The organism is Pseudomonas sp. 7-41, from assembly GCF_021233075.1.
Taxonomy (GTDB): Bacteria; Pseudomonadota; Gammaproteobacteria; order Pseudomonadales; family Pseudomonadaceae; genus Aquipseudomonas; species Aquipseudomonas veronii.
In genome coordinates, this window is the sequence record NZ_CP089551.1 from 5955909 (window position 1) to 5975597 (window position 19689).

A 19689-nucleotide genomic window follows, 5' to 3' on the forward strand; every position below is an offset into this window, starting at 1 on the left:
ACCCGTGCTGCCCCCTGGCAGAGGACCGAACCATGAAAAGCGACAACGCGCACCCCAACCAGCCCCTGCCCATGGAAATCGTTCACTGGCTCAGTGGCGAGATCCAATCCGGGCGGCTGGCCACTGGCGATCAACTGCCCAGCGAACGGCAACTGTGCGAACAGTTTTCGGTCAGCCGGGCGGTGGTGCGCGAAGCCTTGTCGCAGCTCAAGTTCGAAGAGCTGATCACCACTCAGCAAGGCAAGGGTGCCTTCGTCGCCAAGCGTGGCGAGCGCCATGCGTTTCGCTTGAAAGCAGTCTCGCTGGGTGAAGGGGACGCATTGCTGCATATCCTCGAATTCCTGATCACCATTGAAGTGGGCGCCACACGCCTGGCAGCCTTGCGCCACACCCCCGAAGACCTGAAGAAGATTCGCCAGGCACTGGTTGGTATGGAATACGCCATGGTCAATGATCAACTGGGGGACGAAGAAGACTATGCCTTCCACCAAGCGATTGTCGCGGCCACGCACAACCCGCATTTCAAATCGCTCAACGAGTACCTCGACCACAGCGTCCGGCGCCTGATTCGCGAAGCTCGCAGCAACACCGCCGAAATCTACAACGAGCTGATCCAGGACGTGCAGGACGAGCACCAGGCCATCTTCCAGGCCATCCAGGCCCGTGATCCGGTGTTGGCCGGCGAAGCCGCCGAGCGCCATCTGCGCAATGCCGCCAAGCGGATGAACATGTACCTGCAGGCCTGATTCCCGGCAGCACCCTTGACACCGAAAAGCGAAGCCTTCTACCATCCTGTCAGACAACAATAAAATATGTCAGACAGGTTACTGCTCATGAGTTCTATCAGCGCACTGTTACAAGCATTGGCTTCATTGATCCGCACCTCCGACACCCCTCCTGCCCTCGGCACGACCGCCCACCCTGCGGTATTCCAGCTTCCACTCGATCCCTTTTTCGGCCCGGCTCTTTATGAGAAGCGCCTCGGCACGACCGCCCGTACCCACTCCTACCGTTGAGGTTTCCCATGCACATCAGTGGCCAGACGCAACTGATCGGCATCGTTGCCGATCCGATCGCCCATGTAAAAACTCCGCAAGTGATCAACCACAGTGCTGCCAACCAGGGCCTCGACCTGGTCTGCGTGCCGCTGCACGTGCAAGGGTCGAACCTGCACAAGGTGCTGCTCGGCGTATCCGGCATCGCCAATCTGCACGGCCTGGTAGTGACCATCCCGTACAAGGAAAGCATCGTTGAATACTGCGACGAACTGACCGAGACCGCACGCCAGGTCGGCTCGGTCAACGCGGTGCGGATCGACCCCGAGAGCGGCCGCTTGATCGGTGGCAACTTCGACGGCGAAGGCATGCTCGCCGGGCTGCATCAGCAAGGTCATAGGCTGGAAGGCAAACGCGTGCTGCTGGTGGGCGCCGGTGGAGCCGGCAAGTCGATCGCCGCAGCGATTGCCCGGCAGGAACCGGCACGGCTAGCGATCTACAATCGCTCCCCTGCCCGCGCCGAAGCCCTGTTGGAACGCCTGAAAACGCAGTTCCCCAAGGTCGAGCTAAGCACCAGCGACGGCAATGCGCAGGACTTCGACGTGATCATCAACGCCACCTCCCTGGGCCTCAAGGACGACGATGCCCTGCCGCTGGACCCCAGCACCCTGCGGGCTGATGCCCTGGTCTGCGAAGCCGTGATGCGCGCCGGCGACACCCCCCTGTTGGCCGCGGCTCGACTGCGCGGCTGCCGCGTTCACCATGGACAACACATGATCTATGGCCAGATCGTGCAGATCTGTCGTTTTCTCGGCGTTGACCTGCAACACGAACATCTGGCGCGCATTCTCGGCCCATGAACCCAGGCACTCTTTCGGAGACAACGACCATGTATGATTTCAACAATCGCGTCCTGCTGCTGACGGGTGCCAACGGTGGCATCGGCCGCGAAGTGGCAAGGCTGTTCTATCAGTACGGCGCCTCGATGGTGCTCGCCGACCTGGACGGCGACGGCCTGGCGGATTTCGCCCGGGAACTGGACGCCAGCGGCGAGCGCGTCGCCACCCTGCGGATGAATGCGGCCGACCCTGCCGATTCGGCCAAGGCTGTGCAACTGGCCGTCGAACGCTTCGGCGGCATCGACTTCCTGGTGCCATCGGCCGGTTTGTACCAGTCGCAGCCGATTCGCCAAATGACCGATGAGCAATGGCGCCAAACGCTGGGCATCAACCTCGACGGCGTGTTCTACCTGTGCCAGCGGGCAATCCCGGTACTGCGTGCCAACAGCGCAATCGTCAACCTAACCTCGGTGGCCGCACATCGGGGGGCGTTCTCTAACGCGCACTATGGCGCCTCCAAGGGCGGCCTATTGAGCCTGACCCGCGCCCTGGCGCGGGAGTTGGGGCCGCAGACCCGGGTGAACGCGGTGTCCCCCGGGATCATCGAAACCCCGATGACCCAGCACCTGATCGCGAGCCGCGGCAGCGATTCGGTGGAGCAGACCCCGCTCAAACGCCTGGGTCAACCGAGCGAAATCGCCTCGGTGATCGCCTTTCTATGCAGCAACGGCTCAAGTTTCATGACCGGCGAAGTACTGCACGTGAACGGCGGGCTGTACATCGCCGGATGAGCCTTGCGCGCCTCGTTTTTTTGCCCGTTGAGCGGTCAAGCGAGAAATGAGCGCGCGCCCTTCAGGGGCGCGGGCTCATGGGGCCAGCGGCCGCACTTACGCGCTGGCAACCTGCAAAGAGCTACGCACCTTGCCTGGGCTGCTGCCGGTGATGCGCCGAAACCAATGACCAAAGGAATCCCCCGACGCAAATCCCAGGTGCTGCGCCAGGGTCTCGTTGGAGTGTTCGCCTGCCAGGCCGCGGTATGCCTCCACGAGGAGCAGGCGGTTGTGCCAGTCCGTGTAGCGCAATCCGGTATCCTTGCGAAACAGCCGCGCCAGCGTCCGCTCCGTAGCGCCTACCTCGTGCCCCCATTCGGTCAGGCTCTTGCGCATCCCAGGCCTGGCGATCAGTTGCTCGGCCACACGCTTGAGCCGTGCGTCGCTCGGCAAAGGCAGGACCATGTTGCTGGGCACCCGCTCTTCGATCTCCTCGAACAACAACTGCAACATGCAGGCGCGCCGTTGTTCGCAAAGCGGTCGAGTGCCCTGCTCGGCCAACCGCTCGCACAGGGCGATGATCAGCGGGGATGCATCGATCAGCTTGACGCTCGGGGAGATGTGTTTGCACAGGTCAGGGTCAAGGTACAAGACCGTGAGGTCTACCGGGTTATACGCCTCGCCCGAGTGCAAGGTCTGTGGCGGAATCCAGACCGCCATTCCCGGTTTGAGCAACCAGCGTTGCTCGATGGCGTTGCCATGAAGCACACCGTTTTTGACTAACACAAACTGCCCGAAGGGGTGTTGATGAGCATGACGCTCCGCCTCGGGCAGCTTGGTTAACTGCCGTTCAACAACCAGTGCGGTGTGATCCAGGTCGACGAAACTCATTGCGACTCTGCTTACCCTTTCTGCGGTCCACCGCGCGCAGGCAGCTTGAAGGCAAAGAGTAAACCGAGTGCCATCAAAAGACCAAGCAACAGGAACGTGTCCGGGTAGGACTGGTCTGGCGGCAGGTACAACGCAACAGCCACCAGTGCATTGACGCCAAACGCCGCGCCAAGGTTGCGCAGAAACTGCACCGTGGAGGTATAGGCTCCCAACTGATCAGGCGGGGCGCTGTTCTGTGCGAGTACCAGGGTCGTTGTGGCTGTAAAGCCCATACCCAGCCCGACCAGAATCTGACCGATGCCCATCAGCAGCCACTGCGAGCAGTGCAACCCCGCAGCCACCCCCAGACAACCGAGCATCAGCATGGCCATCCCAACGATAGCCATGGACTTGAACCCGACATTCGCCAGACGCTTGCCACAGACGGTGGCACCGCCTACCCAGCCCAACGCGGCCAGCATGATCAGCCCGCCGGTCGACAATGCGCTGCCCGGCGAATGGCTCAGGGCAATTGGCAACACGCTGACCGTGGCGTACAAGCCGATACTGGAGATCACCACCAACGCCATGACCGCTCCCAGTGCAGGCCGTTCAAAGAAACCAAACGGCACTGGGCTACCGGCAGGTACCTGACGCACGCGAGCTATCAGCGCGACCAGACTGATGAGCACCACAAACGCCAGCGTCGCTATCGGGTATGGGATCATATCCAGACGCTGACTGCTCAACATGAACAGCCCCGCACAAGCAGCAATGGCCAAAAGGCCCTGCGCTATCGGGTCTACCGTCCTGGTCGATTGACCTCGACCGATAGCTGGTGTGAAACACAACACCGCCAATGCCAAACAGCCCAGCGGCAGATTGAGCCAGAATACCCAGCGCCAACTCAGGGTGTTGCCCAGCACCGTACCGGCAACCGGGCCCAACACAGCCGCCAGCCCCCAGACACTGCTGAGCATGCCCTGCATGCTGGCACGCTTGGGCCCGTCGAAGAGCGACGCCAGCATCGAGTAGGAAAGAACGATGATGCCACCCGCCCCGACGCCTTGCAGCGCTCTGCCGGCAATCAGCATGACCATGCTCTGGCTAGCGGCAACCAGCGCCGACGCGGCGATGAAGATCAGCAGGCTGACCTTCATCATCGACGAAACCCCGAACCGATCCGCCAGTGCGCCGGCCAGCGGGGCAATGAGTGCCAGGGGTAGCAGGAAGCCTGAGACCACCCAGGGATAGAGCGTCGCGTCCTGCATTTGCGCATTGATCTGCGCCAGTACCGTGCTGACAGCAGTACTGTCCATCGCCGCGAGAAACAACACGACGAGCACCGCCAGAACGCTCAGCGAGCGTTGGCGCTGCACATGATCATTCTCATCTCGCAAAGAGGCGCGAGTAACACTCTTCATAACCGATCCCTTCACGGCATTTACCTGGGATCAGGTTACGTAACCGCCTGGATGAGCGAAATGTTCCGTCAAGACAACTCATCGACTGAAACGGACGAGAACCATCAGCGGTGCCTCTTCGCGATCCGCACTGCGACGTTGTCAGCTCGCCCTTTGATGCGTGCCGACGCAGAGGACTTCGAGCAATACCTGCTCCAGAATGTCGAAGAAACATCTGATGTGCGCCTGTTTCAACGCCTGAGGCCGGGTTACCAGATAGACCTCCATCTCTGGAAGTTCCAGCTCCGGGAACAACTCCGTCAGGCCCTTCGCCAGAATACGCGGCAGTACAGCCACGCCCATGCCTTGCCGCACCGACTCCAGTTGGACGGCGAACGAGTTCACGCTGATTTGCGCACGGTCCAGGCCCGCAGCCTTTGCGGCACGCATTTGAGGCAACATATCCAGCGGAGGAAGCAAGGCGATGTTGACCGCCGTAGCCAGGGTCACTCCGGGAGATCGCTTCAGGTACCCGGCCTCAGCGAAGACGCCATAGGCGAGCTTGCCGATGGGTCGATAAATCAACGACGGCTCGCCCAGGTGCGCTGTGCGTATGGCGATATCCGCCACCCCGCGGACGATCTTGTGAAAGTCGGTGGCGACCAGTAACTCCACGGAACAGCGCGGATGCAGGGCCGTAAACCGGCTCGCGGCGTCCAGCACACAAGAAGAAAACCCCTCGCCGGCACTGACCAGCACGCTGCCACATAGCGCTGCGTGTTCCCCGGACAACTCCGCCGCCGTCTGACGCCTCAAGCCCGCCTCTGCTGCCACCGCGACGTCCACCAGGGCTTGGCCCCGCGAGGTCAACCAGCAGCCTTCAACGCCGCGCTCAACGAGCGGCTCACCCAGGGCCGCTTCCAGCTGGGTCAGGCGACGGGACACGGTAGACGCCGCGATCCCCAGCAGTTGGCCAGCTTGAAGAAAACTGCCACGCCGCGAGACCGCCAACAGCAGACGAAGATCGTCCCAATTTGCCTGCAACGCCATACCTCCCATCCTCCAGGGTTTGCATATATGCAAAGCCATTATGCAGTAGTCGCTGTTTTTCAGGCGCAGCCTCAACGGTATATCTACCGGCCTTCGAAACGACTGGAATGAAATGTATGACTATGGACCCCATGCGCAACGCATTCGTCACTGGCGCAACCGGCTTGCTGGGCAACAACCTGGTGCGGGAACTGGTCGCACACGGCTACGCCGTCAAAGCCCTGGTCCGCTCACGGGCCAAGGGTGAGCAGCAGTTCAACGACCTGCCGAGCGTGGAACTGGTCGTTGGCGATATGGCCGACACCGACGCGTTCGCAACATCGTTGCAAGGCTGCGATACGGTGTTTCATACCGCGGCGTTCTTTCGCGATAACTACAAGGGCGGCAGCCACTGGGAAGCGCTCGAAAAGATCAATGTCGCCGGTACGCAAGCCCTGCTTCACCAGGCCTACCGCGCGGGGGTCCGCCGCTTCGTGCATACCTCGTCGATTGCCGTGCTCGACGGAGCCCCCGGCACCTCTATCGACGAGACATGCCTGCGGGCCGAAGCCGATGCGGATGACTACTACCGCAGCAAGATCCTCGCCGAGCGTGTCGTCTTGACGTTCCTTGAAACCCATCCCCAAATGCATGCCTGCATGGTGCTGCCCGGCTGGATGTGGGGCCCGGGCGATATGGGCCCGACCTCCTCAGGACAATTGGTCAAGGACGTGATCAACGGCAAGTTACCCGGGCTGATCCCCGGCACCTTCTCCGTGGTCGATGCCCGCGATGTGGCATGTGCCCAGATCGCCGCCGCCAAACATGGGCGGCGAGGAGAGCGCTACCTCGCGGCCGGTCGCAACTTGACCATGCGCCAGTTGGTACCTGTGCTGGGGCGTATCGCGGGCGTCAAAACCCCTGTTCGGCAACTGCCAGTGCCCGCGCTGTACCTGTTGGCGGCGGCGCAGGAGGTTTACGCGCGCATTACCGGCAAGCCTATTTTGCTGAGCATGGCGACGTTGCGCCTATTGATACGAGAGGAGCACCGTACCTGTTTTAACCACCACAAGAGCGAACAGGAGCTTGGCCTGAGTTTTCGAGTGCTGGAGCAGACCGTTTCTGACACTGTGGCGTGGTATCGGAAACATGGCGTGGTTAAGCCAAACAAGGACGAAAACACACGATGAGCAAAACCATCATCCTGATGCGTCACGGCCAGCCCAAGATGGCCGCGCGCGAAAGAATCTCAATGTTCGAGATGAAAGACTGGATCGAGCAATACAACCGATCCGAAATCATCCGCCATCCGGCTCCGGACGCCAGCCAGCAACTCGCCGCAGCCGCCACCCTGGTTGTTTCAAGCAGCGCGCCTCGTGCGCTGACCTCGGTCGAGGTGCTCGGGCTGAAGCCTGCTGTCGTCGACGCGCTTTTCTGCGAAGCGCAACTGCCTTATGGCCGTTGGCGATTGCCCCGGCTATCGCCGTTTACCTGGGCATTTATCTTCCGGGTCTTATGGCTGTGCGGTTACTCACGCAATATCGAATCCGCTGGCGCCGCAAGGTTGCGCGCCAACACGGCCGCTCAACGACTGCAGTCCCTCGCCGGTGAAGGGCCGGTTCTGCTGCTCGGTCATGGCGTGATGAATCGAATGATCGCCAAACACCTGCTCGCAGACGGTTGGACCCGCCAACAGCACAATGGCAGCCAATATTGGAGCGCGACGGTGTATCAATACGCTGGTGTATAGACGGTGATCGGCTGAGCGCACGCAACCGTCCAGGTGGCACACCGCCCTGATACAGTGTCTTTGCTACGCGTGTGAAGTGCAGTGCTTCGGCTACGGCCAAAAGGAGCCTCACTCTCAGAAGCGCAGACAACGCTCCCGTTATGCCTGGAACGTGAATAACGCGGCTTCACGCTCTATGGTGGAATGCGAACAAGGACGTCATCGAGGCGGCCGGGGGACTCAGGCACTCTTTCAAGAGGATCACGCGCATGGCATTCACCACCCTGATACTGGACGCCCCTGGCCCGCCGCTGCTATTTGAGGAAATCGACCGATTCCTTGAACTGGGGCTGGCCGTCACCCTGAACCTTCATTATTTCACCGACCAGGACAGCATCAGGAACCACTACGGCGAGCGCATTCAATACGCCCAGATCAATTGCCACGACAAGTCCGCCTTCATCGCGGCGGTAATCCAGGCTGGGGGCTACAGCGTGTTCAAGACGCGCCTGAACATCCCCCTCGATGGCGAACTGATCAGCGCCGCCGCCTCCCCTGCCTTGGCAACACCGTTGCGCGCCATCGCCCAGGCAGGCGTAGGGCTTAACCACATCGACCGGCAAGAGGCCGAGCGCACTGGCGTGACGATACTGAACACACCAGGTTCCAACGCCACGGCCGTCGCTGAATACGTGGTGGCCCAAGCGGTGTTTTTATCCAGGGACCTCAGCCACTACAACACCGAAACCCATAAAGGCCACTGGTCCAAGGGCAGCCTACCTCCCGGCCAGGAGTTCTCCGAGCTGACGCTGGGGCTGGTGGGCACTGGCGGCATTGCCCAACAGGTCGCTCGCAAGGCGCGGGCACTCGGCATCAAGGTCATCGCCACCGGTTCGGAGCGCTTTACCGATCAGGTCGCACGGGACCTTGGGCTTGATCGAAGACCAACCCTCTCGCAGTTGCTCGGCGAAGCCGATGTCGTCTCGATCCATACACCACTCACGCCGCTCACACGGGGCCTGTTCGGCAGTACAGCGTTCAGCCAGATGCGCCCGGGCTCGATCCTAATCAATACCGCCCGCGGTGGCATCGTCGACGAGGACCAACTGGCAGCGTTCATGACCCGCTTTCCCGGGCATATCAAAGCAGTCGCCATCGATACCTTTGCCCAAGAAAAGGACCGCTTCAACTCACCGCTGGCAGGCATTGCCAACGCACAACTGACGCCGCATATCGCGGGCAATACCGCAACGGCAATCAGGACGGCTTCACGCCAGATCGTCGACAAGATCCACGCGTTCAGCCTGTAGCTGTCGACGCCTAGCGCCGCGCCACACACTCCGCCAGCGCTGCCTCCAGCCAACCGGCCGCGCGCATTTTCAGGGCTGTGCTTCCGCATTTCGGACAGCTCGCGAACCAGTCGCCGGGCATCAGCGCGTCACTGCGCGGCGCAATGGTTTTCTTCCACTTGCAGTCTTCACACACAAAGGTGAAGGGTCTGGGTTTTATCGGCATGAATGGGTTCTCCTGGATGGCGATACTGCGGATTATTCTGTGACCGGGAGCAGCGCTTGCAGCAATTCCAGCTTGCGCTGCAACTGCGCGACGTGTTCTCGCTCGGCGCGCAACGCCGACCGCAGCTCGCGGTTTTCCATGTCCAAGATCTGCGCCAAACGCAGATCCTTCTGATAATGGGCAAGCATTTTCCAAAGCTCGCTCAACTTCAAACAATGCTGTACCAGCACCAGCAGGATGATCCCCATCACCGCCAATGCCCCCGTCGAAACCACTTCCGACATACTCATGTTCACATCCTTCCATCCCTTCGAGATATTCCGAAGACAGCGACACGATATGTAGTGATTTACGACAGGTCTAGAATGTAGACTTATACAGGTAAAGTATTCACGCACATGGAGCAGGTATGAAACGCAAGCAATCCATCGAACAAGTGCGCTGGGACCTGGCACTTCGCTATCGTTTGATCGAGACCGTCGCCTGGTGGGAAGGCCGCCTGACCACGGGGCACTTGATCCAGAGCTTCGGCATCAGCCGCCAGCAAGCCTCCAAGGACATCAATACCTACATCAATGAACATGCGCCCCGAAACTTGACATATGACAAGCAACGCAAGGGCTATGTACCGAGCAAACACTTCAAGCCGCTGTTCATCGATGACAGCGCCAGTGCCTACCTGCACCTGCTTTACCAGAACAATGAACGGGCGCCGCACATCGAAGGCCTGGCCCTGGCATATGCCCATACCAAGGTGCTCGAAGTGCCGGACCGGCCGATCCGGCCAGAGATCCTGCGCCCCTTGCTCGCGGCATGCCGCGACGGTCTGCGCCTGGAGACCGAGTACGTATCGCTCAATACCCCGAACGTGGAAATCCGCCTGATTGCCCCTCACACCCTGGTGTACACCGGGATGCGCTGGCATGTGCGCGCTTACTGCGAGAAGAATCGGCAGTACCGCGACTTTGTGCTGAGCCGCCTGCGCGGTGAGCCGGACCTGCTCGACGCGTCGCAGAACACACGGGAACTGGACGAAGACTGGAATACCGAAGTGCCAATCATCTTCGCCCCCGATGGCCGCTTGAACGCGGCGCAGCAGGCCATCATCGAAACCGACTTCGGCATGACCGACGGGCAACTGGTGGTGTCCAGTCGCAAGGCACTGGTGAAGTACGTCTTGCGCCGCTATCAGGTCGACCCGCGCAACCAGGCGACCAACCCCGAGGCCCAGCAGATCGTGGTCACCAATCTCAAAGAGTTGAGACCGTGGTTGATGCATGATTGAGGCGCATGTCCTGCCAGAGGCGCAGCGCACGCAGGCAATTGTCGATCTCGGCCGCGAGTAAGCGCTGTGCCAGTTCATGCTGGCCGTTGAGCAGAGCAATATTGCGCAGCGTATTGCCCTGGTGATTCTTCGCGCCCAGATCAAGACCGAACGTCATGGCGCGGTCGATGAAGTACCGCGCGGCCTTCAAGTGGCCATTGAGCAGCAGCCAATGCAGTGGCGTGTTCCCCAGCCCATCGCGGTCATTGAGGCTGGCACCCAGGCGGTAGCGGGCTTGCAGGGTTTTGACATTGCCGTATCGCGCAGGCAGGTGGATGTATTTGTCGTGGGGCATGAAGCTGCCCAGGCCGGCCCAGCCGCGAATCTGCGGGTTGCCCTGGGCGCCGAGTGACTCCAGCGTGTCGATCAGGCCGCTGCGGTTCAGCCGGTAAGCCATGTCCAGCGGCGTGTCACCCGCCAGGTCACGCTGATTCAAGCCGGACGGATCGAGAGGCGGCGCCTCATCGAACAGCACGCAGAGGTGCCAGTCGCTGAGGCCAAGCTCGGCGCGATCATCGATGCGCTCAAACAGAGTGATCGGCCGCCCCACACACAACGTCGTGAGCGTCACGCCTCGAGCGAACATGCGCCGAAGAAACGCTCGAAGAGCGGCGTAGGCAAATGCTTGTCGTCCAACAGACCGAAGTGCTTGCCCACGTTGCGTCCCAGGGCCATCAGTGTGTTTGCGCTGTTTTTCGTGCCGGCGTACCCGGCGCTCAAGATCGACTCGACGCGCGCGTCACCGGTCGACTCTCGCTGATACGCCCGCCCCGTGATCATGACGTCTACCAGACACACGCTGACGCGCTCATCGCCCAAGGTGAAAGGCTCCAGCGCCTCGCTCGCCAAGACGGCACGCAAGCCGTCCTCGCCACCGGCGACAATCCGCTCCAGCGCTTCAAGGGAGCGGTCGAAGAGGTCGAACTCCTGCATCGAAAACGCAAAACAGTAGTCCTGAGCGGTAGCCCGCGAGATCGGACGTGCGTGGTGCGGATGAGTCGACAACCAGTCAACGAACGAGGCTTTATCGCTTTTTCCACCCTGGCGACGGAACAGCAGATAGTCGTTGATGACCTGACTGAAAGGGTTCCCCGTCGGCACCCAGCCCGTGCTGTCACGTTCTTCGGGTTCCGGCAGGTCAACCACCGGCACGGCTGACTTAGGCGTCCACCCAAAGCACCGCAGGTCATAGCCAAGCACAAACAGGCTCGCCTCGAACGCATGGCACCGCGCAGGCAGCGCGCCTTGCTCGGCGAACCAGCCGGTGCGCTCAAGCACGGCGCGGATAATCCAGCCCAACCGCACTTGCCAGCGGGCCCATGTCTCATAGCTGATCGAAGAGAACTGAGGCGCGGCCAGGCCGTTCAAAAATGCTCCGGGGTTGCGGATCTGGCTGCCACGAGCGGCTCCGGACGGGAAAGCCAACAAGGGTTTGCCGCTCCCGGTCCATTGCTGGCGAAACAGTGAATACAGCATGCCTATCGCTGCGCCGACGCGGCTGTCATAGATGGGGGAGCCCGACGAATCAAACAACGCATGAATCTTGGTCAGGCCCGCATCGAAACGCTCGACGCTGATCGCATCGAGATCATCCAGGTCATTTTTGCCATCGAGCGACATCAGCCCGGCCATCTTTTGCAGATAGCTCGACAGCTTGCCGTTTGCGGCCAGCCGGTGCAAAAACGGAATGGCGCCCCGCACACCGCCCCAACGAAGAATCTGCAGGCAGGCTTGAAGCGCTTGCTGGTCATTCCCCTGATTGACCGCACTCGTCAGCCATTCGCGAAGTTGCCCGAGAGAGCGTTGGGTTTCAGCCCAGGTGCGTGAATCCACCGAGCATTGGTGAGCATCCTGCCAGCTTGCCTTCCAGCGATAGTGCCCCAGCACCTGCTCGATGCCCTGGACATCAGCCGTCAAACCGCCAGGCACGAATTTGCTCGACTTGAAGCGCAGCTTGAAGGTCAGCGTCGGCAAGTTCGCTGCAAGCCATGCGATGAAGGACTCAACTTCAGGTTGCGCCAGGAACTGTTCGCGCTGCATGCAGACCACCTTGCCAGTAATATCGAATGGCCACACCCTAAGCAAAATCAGCGACCCCGTCCACGATGTTTGTCCGTACAGGTAAACAAATGGAGCAGGTTCTCAGGCCCGGACTAGACGCTTCTCGACCATCGCCAGGGTTCGGCCGAAACAGATATATGAACGGTTCAGCCACCCCGCTTCTGTTTACACGCGGCCCATCGACTTATGCATCGACGTGCCTTTGCAACGCATGCGCGAGATCGATGTGCCCGGCACCCGCAAGGATCATCAGCGGCGGTCATGCCTCGACTCCGACTTGGGCTATATGAACTATCGAATGTTGCAGATCATCTAAAACCTTCGATCTAAATCATTCTCAACAATAACAAACAATAAGTTAGCCAACTAAGCATTTAAAACAACTGTGCGAAAAGACATTCAGCTGACTTCATATCGCTTTAACGACCAAGCCTGGCATTCTTTTATTTTCACATATATTTTACATCCCCCTACATATGCTAATGTCATTACGACATCAGCGCTGTTCAACCAGGTTTAAGGAGTGTGTATGACCGGTGTATTGGCCTCCGTTAACAGCCGCACACAACTGGTCGGGCAGAACAGGCTCGAACTGTTGCTGTTCCGCTTCAACAACCACCAACTGTACGGGATCAACGTATTCAAAGTTCGTGAAGTTATCCGCTGCCCGAAGTTATCATCGATACCAAAGTCTAATAACAATATTTGTGGCGTGGCCAATATCCGGGGTGTCTGCATCCCTATTCTTGACCTGGCCATGGCAACGGGACTGCCCGGAGTCGAGGATCAGGAAAGCGCTTTTATAATACTTACGGAGTACAACAATCGCGTTCAGGGTTTCCTCGTCTACGCGGTCGAACACATCGTCAATCTGAACTGGGAAGACATCCATCCGCCGCCCAAGGGCAGTGGTGAGAACAATTACCTGACGGCCGTCACCCGCACGGACGACCGCCTGGTCGAGATCATCGATGTTGAAAAGGTGCTGACAGAAATATCGCCATCGTCCGAGGAAATATCCAGCGGCGTAATCGATCACGAAGTCACCCAGCAGGCGCGACACCTGCGGGTGTTGACCGTGGACGACTCGATGGTCGCGCGCAAACAGGTGACCCGCTGCCTGGAAACCGTGGGCGTCGAGGTAGTGGCCTTGAACGATGGCCGACAAGCGCTGGACTACCTGCGCGCCATGCTCGACGAAGGGCGCAAGCCGGATGAGGAGTTTCTGATGATGATCTCCGACATCGAGATGCCGGAGATGGACGGCTACACCTTGACCGCCGAGATCCGCAACGACCCGCGCATGGCCAACCTGCACATTGTGCTGCACACCTCGCTCTCGGGGGGCTTCAACCAGGCCATGGTCAAGAAAGTCGGGGCCGACGACTTCCTGGCCAAGTTCCGCCCCGATGACCTGGCCGGCCGCGTCGTCTCACGTATCAAAGCCGTCAACACGAACTGACGCTCTACGACAACAACACTCAAGCCAAGGAGGCTGCAAGGAAACGAATAAGAACAAAATCAACAGAGGGCAAATCATGTTGAAATGTAATGAGCTCTATCATCTGGCGCCAGACAACGGCGAGGCCAGGCCCTTCTGGCAAGGCCGCGCACGCGACGCGCAGGCGGATATCCAATGCGCCATGGGCTGCGGCGCGCAGCTACCCGAGACGCCCCAGTCAGCAGAGCCGCCCCCTGCGCCCGCAGCGGCGACGATCACTCCCACCTGCATGAACAACGAGCTCGTTGCCGCCCAGGAAATCTGTGCCCGCGCCAAGACCGCCGTGGTCGAGATGTTCAGCCATGTCCGCATGGGCCGCGCCCTGGAGTTGGAGAATATCAGCGTACTGGTCGACGACATTTCCGCGTCGATCGCCCGCCATCCCAATGCCTTTATCAGCCTGGCACGCCTGAAAAGCCTCGACGATTACACCTATATGCATTCGGTCGCCGTGTGTGCACTGATGATTGCCCTGGGCAACCAGTTGAACCTGCCCGCCGTGTTGATTCGCCGGGTCGGGATGGCCGGCCTGCTGCATGACATCGGCAAAATGGCCATACCGGGCGCGATCCTCAACAAGCCCGGGCGCTTGAGCGGTGACGAATTGCAACTGATACGCACGCACCCGCTGGAAGGTGAAAAAACCCTGTTGGCGACTTCGCAGATGTGCGACATGGTCGTGGATGTCTGCCTGCATCACCATGAGCGGGTGGACGGCAGCGGCTACCCCCATCAGTTGGTCGGCGACCAGATCAGTCTTTTTGCGCGAATGGCCGCCGTTTGCGATGTCTACGATGCAATCACCTCGGATCGTTCCTACAACCAAGGCTGGGACCCCGCGGTCGCCATCCAGCAAATGTCGACATGGGACGGGCATTTCGACGACGAGGTGTTCCGCGCGTTTTTGAAGTCCGTGGGTATTTATCCGGTGGGGTCTATCGTTCAGTTGAAAAGTGGCAGTATCGGCGTGGTGATCGAACAACACCCCGACTCTTTATTGACGCCAAAGATTAAGTTGTTCTTCGTGCCGGTGTTGAATATTTATATCACCCCAAAAATAATCGACCTGAGTGATCCCGAACAAACCGATCGCATCATTGCGCGCGTGCCGTCACAGCGTTATGGCTTTAAAAACACCGAACGTCTCTGGCTCGACGATGAGGCGTCCGAGCAGAACTAAGCGACGCCCCAGCTGTACTGCATTTATATGCTCAAGCAGCCCATGATCAAGCAGTAAGCCTTGCGAACAAAAAAACTGAAATGCCGCCATCCAATTATGTCGGCAACTACTAGCGTGGGCAGGAAATACCATGAAATTCAACTCATTACAGACTCGGATTTGCTTCACCGCCGGACTCTGCCTGTTAATCTCTTGCGCAAGCCTGGTGTTATATGGGTTGTACTCCTCAACCGCCAATCAAGCCTACGTGGGCACCGAAGTTTCAACATTGATCGAAAGCGGCACCATTCGCGAAGTACAAAACCTGGCGGAGTCCCGTGCCAATGCGATCAGGGCGAAACTGCAAAATGCCTTGGACTCGGCACGCACGCTGGCCAATACGCTGGGCGCGAGTAAAAGTGCACAAAGCCCGCTGGCACTGGGCCGCGATCAAATCAATACAATGTTGCTCAGCGTGCTCAAGGACAACCCCGACTTCAACGGCACGTATTCGTGCTGGGAGCCGGATGCGGTGGACGGCCAGGACCAAGCGTTTCGTAACAACGAAGGCGGTAACAACCCGTTGACCGGCCGCTTCACGCCCTATTGGACACGCGGCTCGGACGGCCATATCGCCGTGCAACCGCTGGTCGAATACGACTCCGATGCCCGCCACCCCAATGGCGTGCTCAAGGGCGGCTGGTACAGCGGCCCCCGGGACACCCTGAAAGAAAGCGTGCTCGACCCCCTTCCCTACGTGGTGCAAGGCAAAAATGTGTGGCTGACCACGCTCTCGGTGCCGATCACCGCCAATGGCAAGTTTTACGGCGTGGTCGGCGCAGACTTCGACATCTCGTTTATCCAGAAACTCAGCGAGCAAATGTCCGCCGACCTCTACGGCGGCAAAGGTTCGGTGTCGATCCTGAGCAACCAGGGCTTGGTGGTAGCCGACAGTAAACGGCCGGAACTGATCGGCCAGTCATTGAAGGCATTGCTACCCGACACCTGGGACAAGGTGCTGGCCAATGTGCAGAAAGGCCAGGGCGACAGTCGCCTCAACCAGGAGTCCCAGGAAATCGAAGTACAGATGCCGATCATCCTGGGCCGCACCGAAAAACCCTGGGCCATCTTGATCCACCTGCCCAAGGCGGTGGTCATGAGCCAGGCGATTGCCCTGGAGAAGGAACTGCAATCCCGTGGTGTCAGCAGCAGTATCTGGCAGGTCTCGGTCGGCCTGGGTATCTCGGTACTGGCATTGCTGGCGCTGTGGTTCGCCACCGCAAAAATCGTCGGGCCGATTCGTGAAGCCGCCGCCTTGGCTGCCAACATCAGCCTGGGGGATTTCTCGCGTCGCCTGGTGCAAAAATCCGACGATGAAGTCGGCCAGTTGTCCTTGGCCTTGAACGAGATGTCCGAAAGCCTGCAGCGTCAGGTCCGTGTGGCTGAACGTATCTCCGAAGGCGATCTGGACCTGGAAGTGCGTTTGTCTTCCCCCAACGACACGTTGGGCAAGTCCCTGGAAAAAATGGTCGGCAACTTGAACACCTTGATTTCCCAGGTGCAGGCCAGCGCCACGCAAATCACCGGCAGCTCCGCACAAGTCACCGAGTTGAGCCAGTCGTTGTCCGACGGGGCGTCCAACTCGGCGTCGTCCATCACTGAGATCAGTGCCGTCATGACGCAAATGGCCGCGCAGACCACCGACAACGCCGCCAACGCGAAAAAGGCCGACGAACAATCCCAGGCCTCACGCGCCGACGCCGGGGAAAGTGACAAGCTGATGAGCGAACTGATCGCCGCCATGACCGAAATCGACAACTCGGGCAAAGACATCACCGCGATCATCACCACCATCGACAACATCGCCGCCCAGACCAACCTGCTGGCCTTGAACGCGGCGATCGAGGCGGCACGTGCCGGCGAATTGGGCCGTGGCTTTGCCGTCGTCGCCGATGAAGTCAGGAGCCTCGCCGCCCGCAGTGCCGAAGCGGCCCAGCAAACCGCGGCGCTGATCGCCGACTCGTCGACCAAGACACAGCGCGGCATGGTCATCGCCGGTCGCACGGCCGACTCGTTGCGAAACATCGTCACCGGCACCAGCACCGTTTCCAGCCTGGTGTCGCTGATCTACCAAGCCTCGAGTGAACAGGCGTCCGGCTTGCAGCAAGCCAGTATCGGCCTGGAGCAGATCGACGAAGTCACCCAGCAGAATCAGGCCAACTCCCAACAATGCGCGGTGGCTGCCCGCGACCTGTCGGAACGGGCCAGCTCCATGCAACAAGGGTTGAGCCGGTTTAAAGTCAAAGCGACATAACCCCCATCCGCAATGAAGCCGGGGCGGAAATAAACCACCGCCCCGGTCCCCCTGCACAAACCTCGTACCCATTCATGAAATATTAAGAATCGCCCCCCTATACTCACCGATTGCGAGCCGTTCCCTCGAACGGCCCCCTGCCCCGGTAACCAGCCCCCATGACGCGTCCCGTTCCTCTGCTGCTCCTGCTTGCTGGCCTGTTGTTCTTCTTCGCCCTTGGTAACCATGAACTGCAAGGCTCCACTGAAGCCCGCGTCGGCGGGATCGCCATGGCCATGCACCTGGACAACGACTGGGTGGTGCCACGGCTGTTCCGTGAGCCGTTCCTGGAAAAACCGCCCCTGAGCCTGTGGCTCGACGCCGGCGCGATCCGCCTGTTTGGCGGCACGCCCGGGGCCGTGCGCCTGGCCTCGGCGTTCGCCGGGTTGTTCAGCGTGATGCTGCTTTACGGGATGCTGCGCACGTTCGGGCGGCCAAAGACACTGGCGTTCTGCGCGGCGCTGATCCTGGCGACCATGGCCAGTTACTGGAGCAATGTGCGCGGCGTCGGTGAAGATGCATTGCTCAGCCTGGGTGTGACCACCGCGCTGCTGGCGTTCTACCAGGCCATGCGGCCGGCGTCCGAGCGCCAGGGCTCAACCGCCTGGGCGTGGGCCCTGTTCACGGCCGGGATGGTGATCGCCACCCTGAGCAAAGGCGTGCTGGGCCTGGCGATGCCGGGCATCGTGATCTTTGTGTACCTGGCCTGCACCAGTTGGATGGACAAACGCCTGCGCATCGGCGACTGGCTGCGGCCGGCACTGTTTACCCTGCTGGCCTTGGTGCCACTGCTGATCTGGCTGGGGTTTCTGTTCCAGCGCGGCGGGCTGCAGGCGGTGGGCGAAGTGCTGTGGACCAACAGCGTCGGGCGGTTCAGCGGCTCGTTTGTCGAAGCCGGGCACTACGAACCCTTCTACTACTACATCGCCAAACTGCCCGAAGCCTTTTTGCCGTGGAATATCCTGGTGTACCTGGGGTTGTGGCACTTCCGTAAAAGCCTGGTGCGCAACCGCTACCGTCTGTTTTTCTGCGTCTGGCTGGTGGCGCAATTCACCCTGCTGACCCTGGCTTCCAGCAAGCGCACCGTATACCTGATGGCGCTGACGCCAGCCGCCGCCGTACTGGCTGCGGAATATGCGCAGGTGCTGCTGCACTGGCTGAAAGATCACAAACCGGCGCTGTATAAGCGGCATAAAATCGTGATTGGCGGCGTGTTCACCGTGCTCATCGCCTGCTACCTGAGCGCTGCTTTCTGGTTCGCGCCAAAAGCCGACAAAAAACAGTCCTTCGTGCCCGTGATGAGCCAGATCCAGGCGCTACAGGCCGAAGGCAAAAAGGTCGCGTTGTTCCGGCCCAACGAGCGTATCGATGGCGCCAGCGTGTTCTATCTGCAGGCCTACTTGCCGATTCTGCAAACCGAGCCCGAACTGCACAGTTACCTGGCCGCCGCCCCCGGCAACGTCGCGCTGCTGGATAACACGGAGCAACTGACCGGCAAGGTCACGGTGATCAAGGAGATGGCAATCAATCGCCAGCCTTACTACTTCATCGGGCAGTAAGGCCGGCGCGGGGGATCAGTGCTTGGTGAGCTTGTCCAGGTAACCCATGGCGAACGCCGAGACCACAAAGGTCATGTGGATGATCACGTACCACATCAAATGCTGCGGATCGACGTTCTTGGCATCCATGAAGATGCGCAGCAGGTGGATGGAGGAAATCGCCACGATGGAGGCGGCCACTTTCATCTTCAGCGAGGAAGAGTCCATGGTGCCCAGCCAGTTGAGCTTTTCCTTGTTTTCATCGATGTCCAGCTGCGAGACGAAGTTCTCGTAGCCGGAGATCATCACCATCACCAGCAGGCCGCCGACCAGTGCCATGTCGATCAACGACAACAGCAGCAGGATCACTTCCGATTCGAGCATGCTGAAGATATTGGGAACGACGTGAATGATTTCCTGGAAGAATTTCAATGCCAGGATCAACAAGCCCAGGGACAACCCCAGGTAGATCGGCGCCAGCAACCAGCGCGAGGCGTACATCGTATTTTCGATAAAGCGTTCCATTGAATCTCACACAGCGTGGTTAGAAATGACGGCGAGTATACCAGCCGCTACCCAACACCTGTGACCGCGAGAAAACTG

20 protein-coding genes and 1 pseudogene are annotated in these 19689 nt (G+C 59.9%); 13 read left to right on the forward strand and 8 right to left on the reverse strand.

What is annotated here, in order from left to right; genetic code table 11:
- The first annotated feature begins 32 nt into the window (after positions 1-32).
- The 4 genes from LQ249_RS27085 to LQ249_RS27100 all read left to right on the forward strand — a co-directional run bounded on the left by LQ249_RS27085 (position 33) and on the right by LQ249_RS27100 (position 2625).
- Positions 33-746, forward strand: coding sequence for a FadR/GntR family transcriptional regulator (locus tag LQ249_RS27085; protein WP_046382004.1), 714 nt, complete (start codon positions 33-35; stop codon positions 744-746).
- 87 nt (positions 747-833) lie between these two features.
- Entirely contained in the window at positions 834-1016 is a 183-nt protein-coding gene (locus tag LQ249_RS27090) for a hypothetical protein (RefSeq protein ID WP_126587246.1), read from the forward strand.
- Between the two features lie 8 nt (positions 1017-1024).
- Positions 1025-1855, forward strand: a complete 831-nt coding sequence (locus LQ249_RS27095; RefSeq protein ID WP_046382003.1) for a shikimate dehydrogenase family protein — start codon at positions 1025-1027, stop codon at positions 1853-1855.
- A gap of 29 nt (positions 1856-1884) precedes the next feature.
- Positions 1885-2625 carry an SDR family NAD(P)-dependent oxidoreductase gene (locus LQ249_RS27100; protein ID WP_046382002.1) on the forward strand — a complete coding sequence of 247 codons (741 nt, stop codon included), beginning with the start codon at positions 1885-1887 and terminating at the stop codon, positions 2623-2625.
- A 96-nt stretch (positions 2626-2721) separates the two neighbouring features.
- On the opposite strand, the gene LQ249_RS27105 is transcribed toward LQ249_RS27100, so the two are convergent.
- The 3 genes from LQ249_RS27105 to LQ249_RS27115 form a co-directional block, all read right to left on the reverse strand.
- Positions 2722-3495: an AraC family transcriptional regulator gene (locus LQ249_RS27105; protein WP_046382001.1), complete on the reverse strand. Its 774-nt coding sequence runs from the start codon at positions 3493-3495 to the stop codon at positions 2722-2724.
- 11 nt (positions 3496-3506) lie between these two features.
- Positions 3507-4913 (reverse strand): MFS transporter, encoded by a 1407-nt coding sequence (locus LQ249_RS27110; RefSeq protein ID WP_232566024.1) that lies wholly within the window; start codon positions 4911-4913, stop codon positions 3507-3509.
- Between the two features lie 126 nt (positions 4914-5039).
- Positions 5040-5927 carry a LysR family transcriptional regulator gene (locus tag LQ249_RS27115; protein WP_017847335.1) on the reverse strand — a complete coding sequence of 296 codons (888 nt, stop codon included), beginning with the start codon at positions 5925-5927 and terminating at the stop codon, positions 5040-5042.
- A gap of 131 nt (positions 5928-6058) precedes the next feature.
- On the opposite strand from LQ249_RS27115, the gene LQ249_RS27120 reads away from it, so the two are divergent.
- The 3 genes from LQ249_RS27120 to LQ249_RS27130 all read left to right on the forward strand — a co-directional run bounded on the left by LQ249_RS27120 (position 6059) and on the right by LQ249_RS27130 (position 8945).
- Positions 6059-7096, forward strand: coding sequence for an SDR family oxidoreductase (locus LQ249_RS27120; protein ID WP_057005130.1), 1038 nt, complete (start codon positions 6059-6061; stop codon positions 7094-7096).
- The gene (locus tag LQ249_RS27125; protein WP_017847333.1) at positions 7093-7656 is read left to right on the forward strand and encodes a histidine phosphatase family protein; all 564 of its coding nucleotides are present in this window, start codon (positions 7093-7095) and stop codon (positions 7654-7656) included. The genes LQ249_RS27120 and LQ249_RS27125 overlap by 4 nt, the downstream gene beginning before the upstream one ends.
- A 248-nt stretch (positions 7657-7904) precedes the next feature.
- Positions 7905-8945, forward strand: a complete 1041-nt coding sequence (locus LQ249_RS27130; RefSeq protein WP_108525491.1) for an NAD(P)-dependent oxidoreductase — start codon at positions 7905-7907, stop codon at positions 8943-8945.
- A 10-nt stretch (positions 8946-8955) separates the two neighbouring features.
- On the opposite strand, the gene LQ249_RS27135 is transcribed toward LQ249_RS27130, so the two are convergent.
- The gene (locus LQ249_RS27135; RefSeq protein ID WP_046381997.1) at positions 8956-9150 is read right to left on the reverse strand and encodes a hypothetical protein; all 195 of its coding nucleotides are present in this window, start codon (positions 9148-9150) and stop codon (positions 8956-8958) included.
- Positions 9151-9182: 32 nt separating this feature from the next.
- A complete protein-coding gene (locus LQ249_RS27140) occupies positions 9183-9440 on the reverse strand; it encodes a hypothetical protein (RefSeq protein WP_126587249.1) in 258 nt (85 codons plus the stop codon).
- Between the two features lie 119 nt (positions 9441-9559).
- Between LQ249_RS27140 and LQ249_RS27145 the strand changes: the two genes are divergently transcribed.
- Positions 9560-10435 (forward strand): WYL domain-containing protein, encoded by an 876-nt coding sequence (locus tag LQ249_RS27145; RefSeq protein WP_017847330.1) that lies wholly within the window; start codon positions 9560-9562, stop codon positions 10433-10435.
- Here the strand turns inward: LQ249_RS27145 and LQ249_RS27150 are convergent.
- Together LQ249_RS27150 and LQ249_RS27155 are read right to left on the reverse strand one after the other, a co-directional pair.
- Positions 10401-11060, reverse strand: a complete 660-nt coding sequence (locus LQ249_RS27150; RefSeq protein ID WP_186355083.1) for an ankyrin repeat domain-containing protein — start codon at positions 11058-11060, stop codon at positions 10401-10403. The genes LQ249_RS27145 and LQ249_RS27150 overlap by 35 nt on opposite strands.
- The gene (locus LQ249_RS27155; protein WP_232566025.1) at positions 11042-12514 is read right to left on the reverse strand and encodes a hypothetical protein; all 1473 of its coding nucleotides are present in this window, start codon (positions 12512-12514) and stop codon (positions 11042-11044) included. Before LQ249_RS27155 ends, LQ249_RS27150 begins: the two co-directional genes overlap by 19 nt.
- A gap of 550 nt (positions 12515-13064) precedes the next feature.
- Here LQ249_RS27155 and LQ249_RS27160 point away from each other — a divergent pair.
- From LQ249_RS27160 to LQ249_RS27175, 5 genes and pseudogenes are all read left to right on the forward strand, one after another.
- Positions 13065-13997, forward strand: a complete 933-nt coding sequence (locus LQ249_RS27160) for a chemotaxis protein CheV (protein ID WP_057005104.1) — start codon at positions 13065-13067, stop codon at positions 13995-13997.
- Positions 13998-14073: 76 nt separating this feature from the next.
- Positions 14074-15216 (forward strand): HD-GYP domain-containing protein, encoded by a 1143-nt coding sequence (locus LQ249_RS27165; protein ID WP_232566026.1) that lies wholly within the window; start codon positions 14074-14076, stop codon positions 15214-15216.
- A 442-nt stretch (positions 15217-15658) separates the two neighbouring features.
- Positions 15659-16609 (forward strand): annotated as a pseudogene (locus LQ249_RS31875) (PDC sensor domain-containing protein); the annotation flags it as partial.
- 111 nt (positions 16610-16720) lie between these two features.
- The gene (locus LQ249_RS31880) at positions 16721-17509 is read left to right on the forward strand and encodes a methyl-accepting chemotaxis protein (protein ID WP_442439546.1); all 789 of its coding nucleotides are present in this window, start codon (positions 16721-16723) and stop codon (positions 17507-17509) included.
- A 158-nt stretch (positions 17510-17667) separates the two neighbouring features.
- The gene (locus LQ249_RS27175; protein ID WP_057005107.1) at positions 17668-19107 is read left to right on the forward strand and encodes an ArnT family glycosyltransferase; all 1440 of its coding nucleotides are present in this window, start codon (positions 17668-17670) and stop codon (positions 19105-19107) included.
- Between the two features lie 15 nt (positions 19108-19122).
- Here the strand turns inward: LQ249_RS27175 and LQ249_RS27180 are convergent, their stop codons facing one another.
- Complete coding sequence (locus LQ249_RS27180; RefSeq protein WP_017847323.1) at positions 19123-19611, reverse strand: TIGR00645 family protein; 489 nt, start codon at positions 19609-19611, stop codon at positions 19123-19125.
- Between the last annotated feature and the right edge of the window lie 78 nt (positions 19612-19689).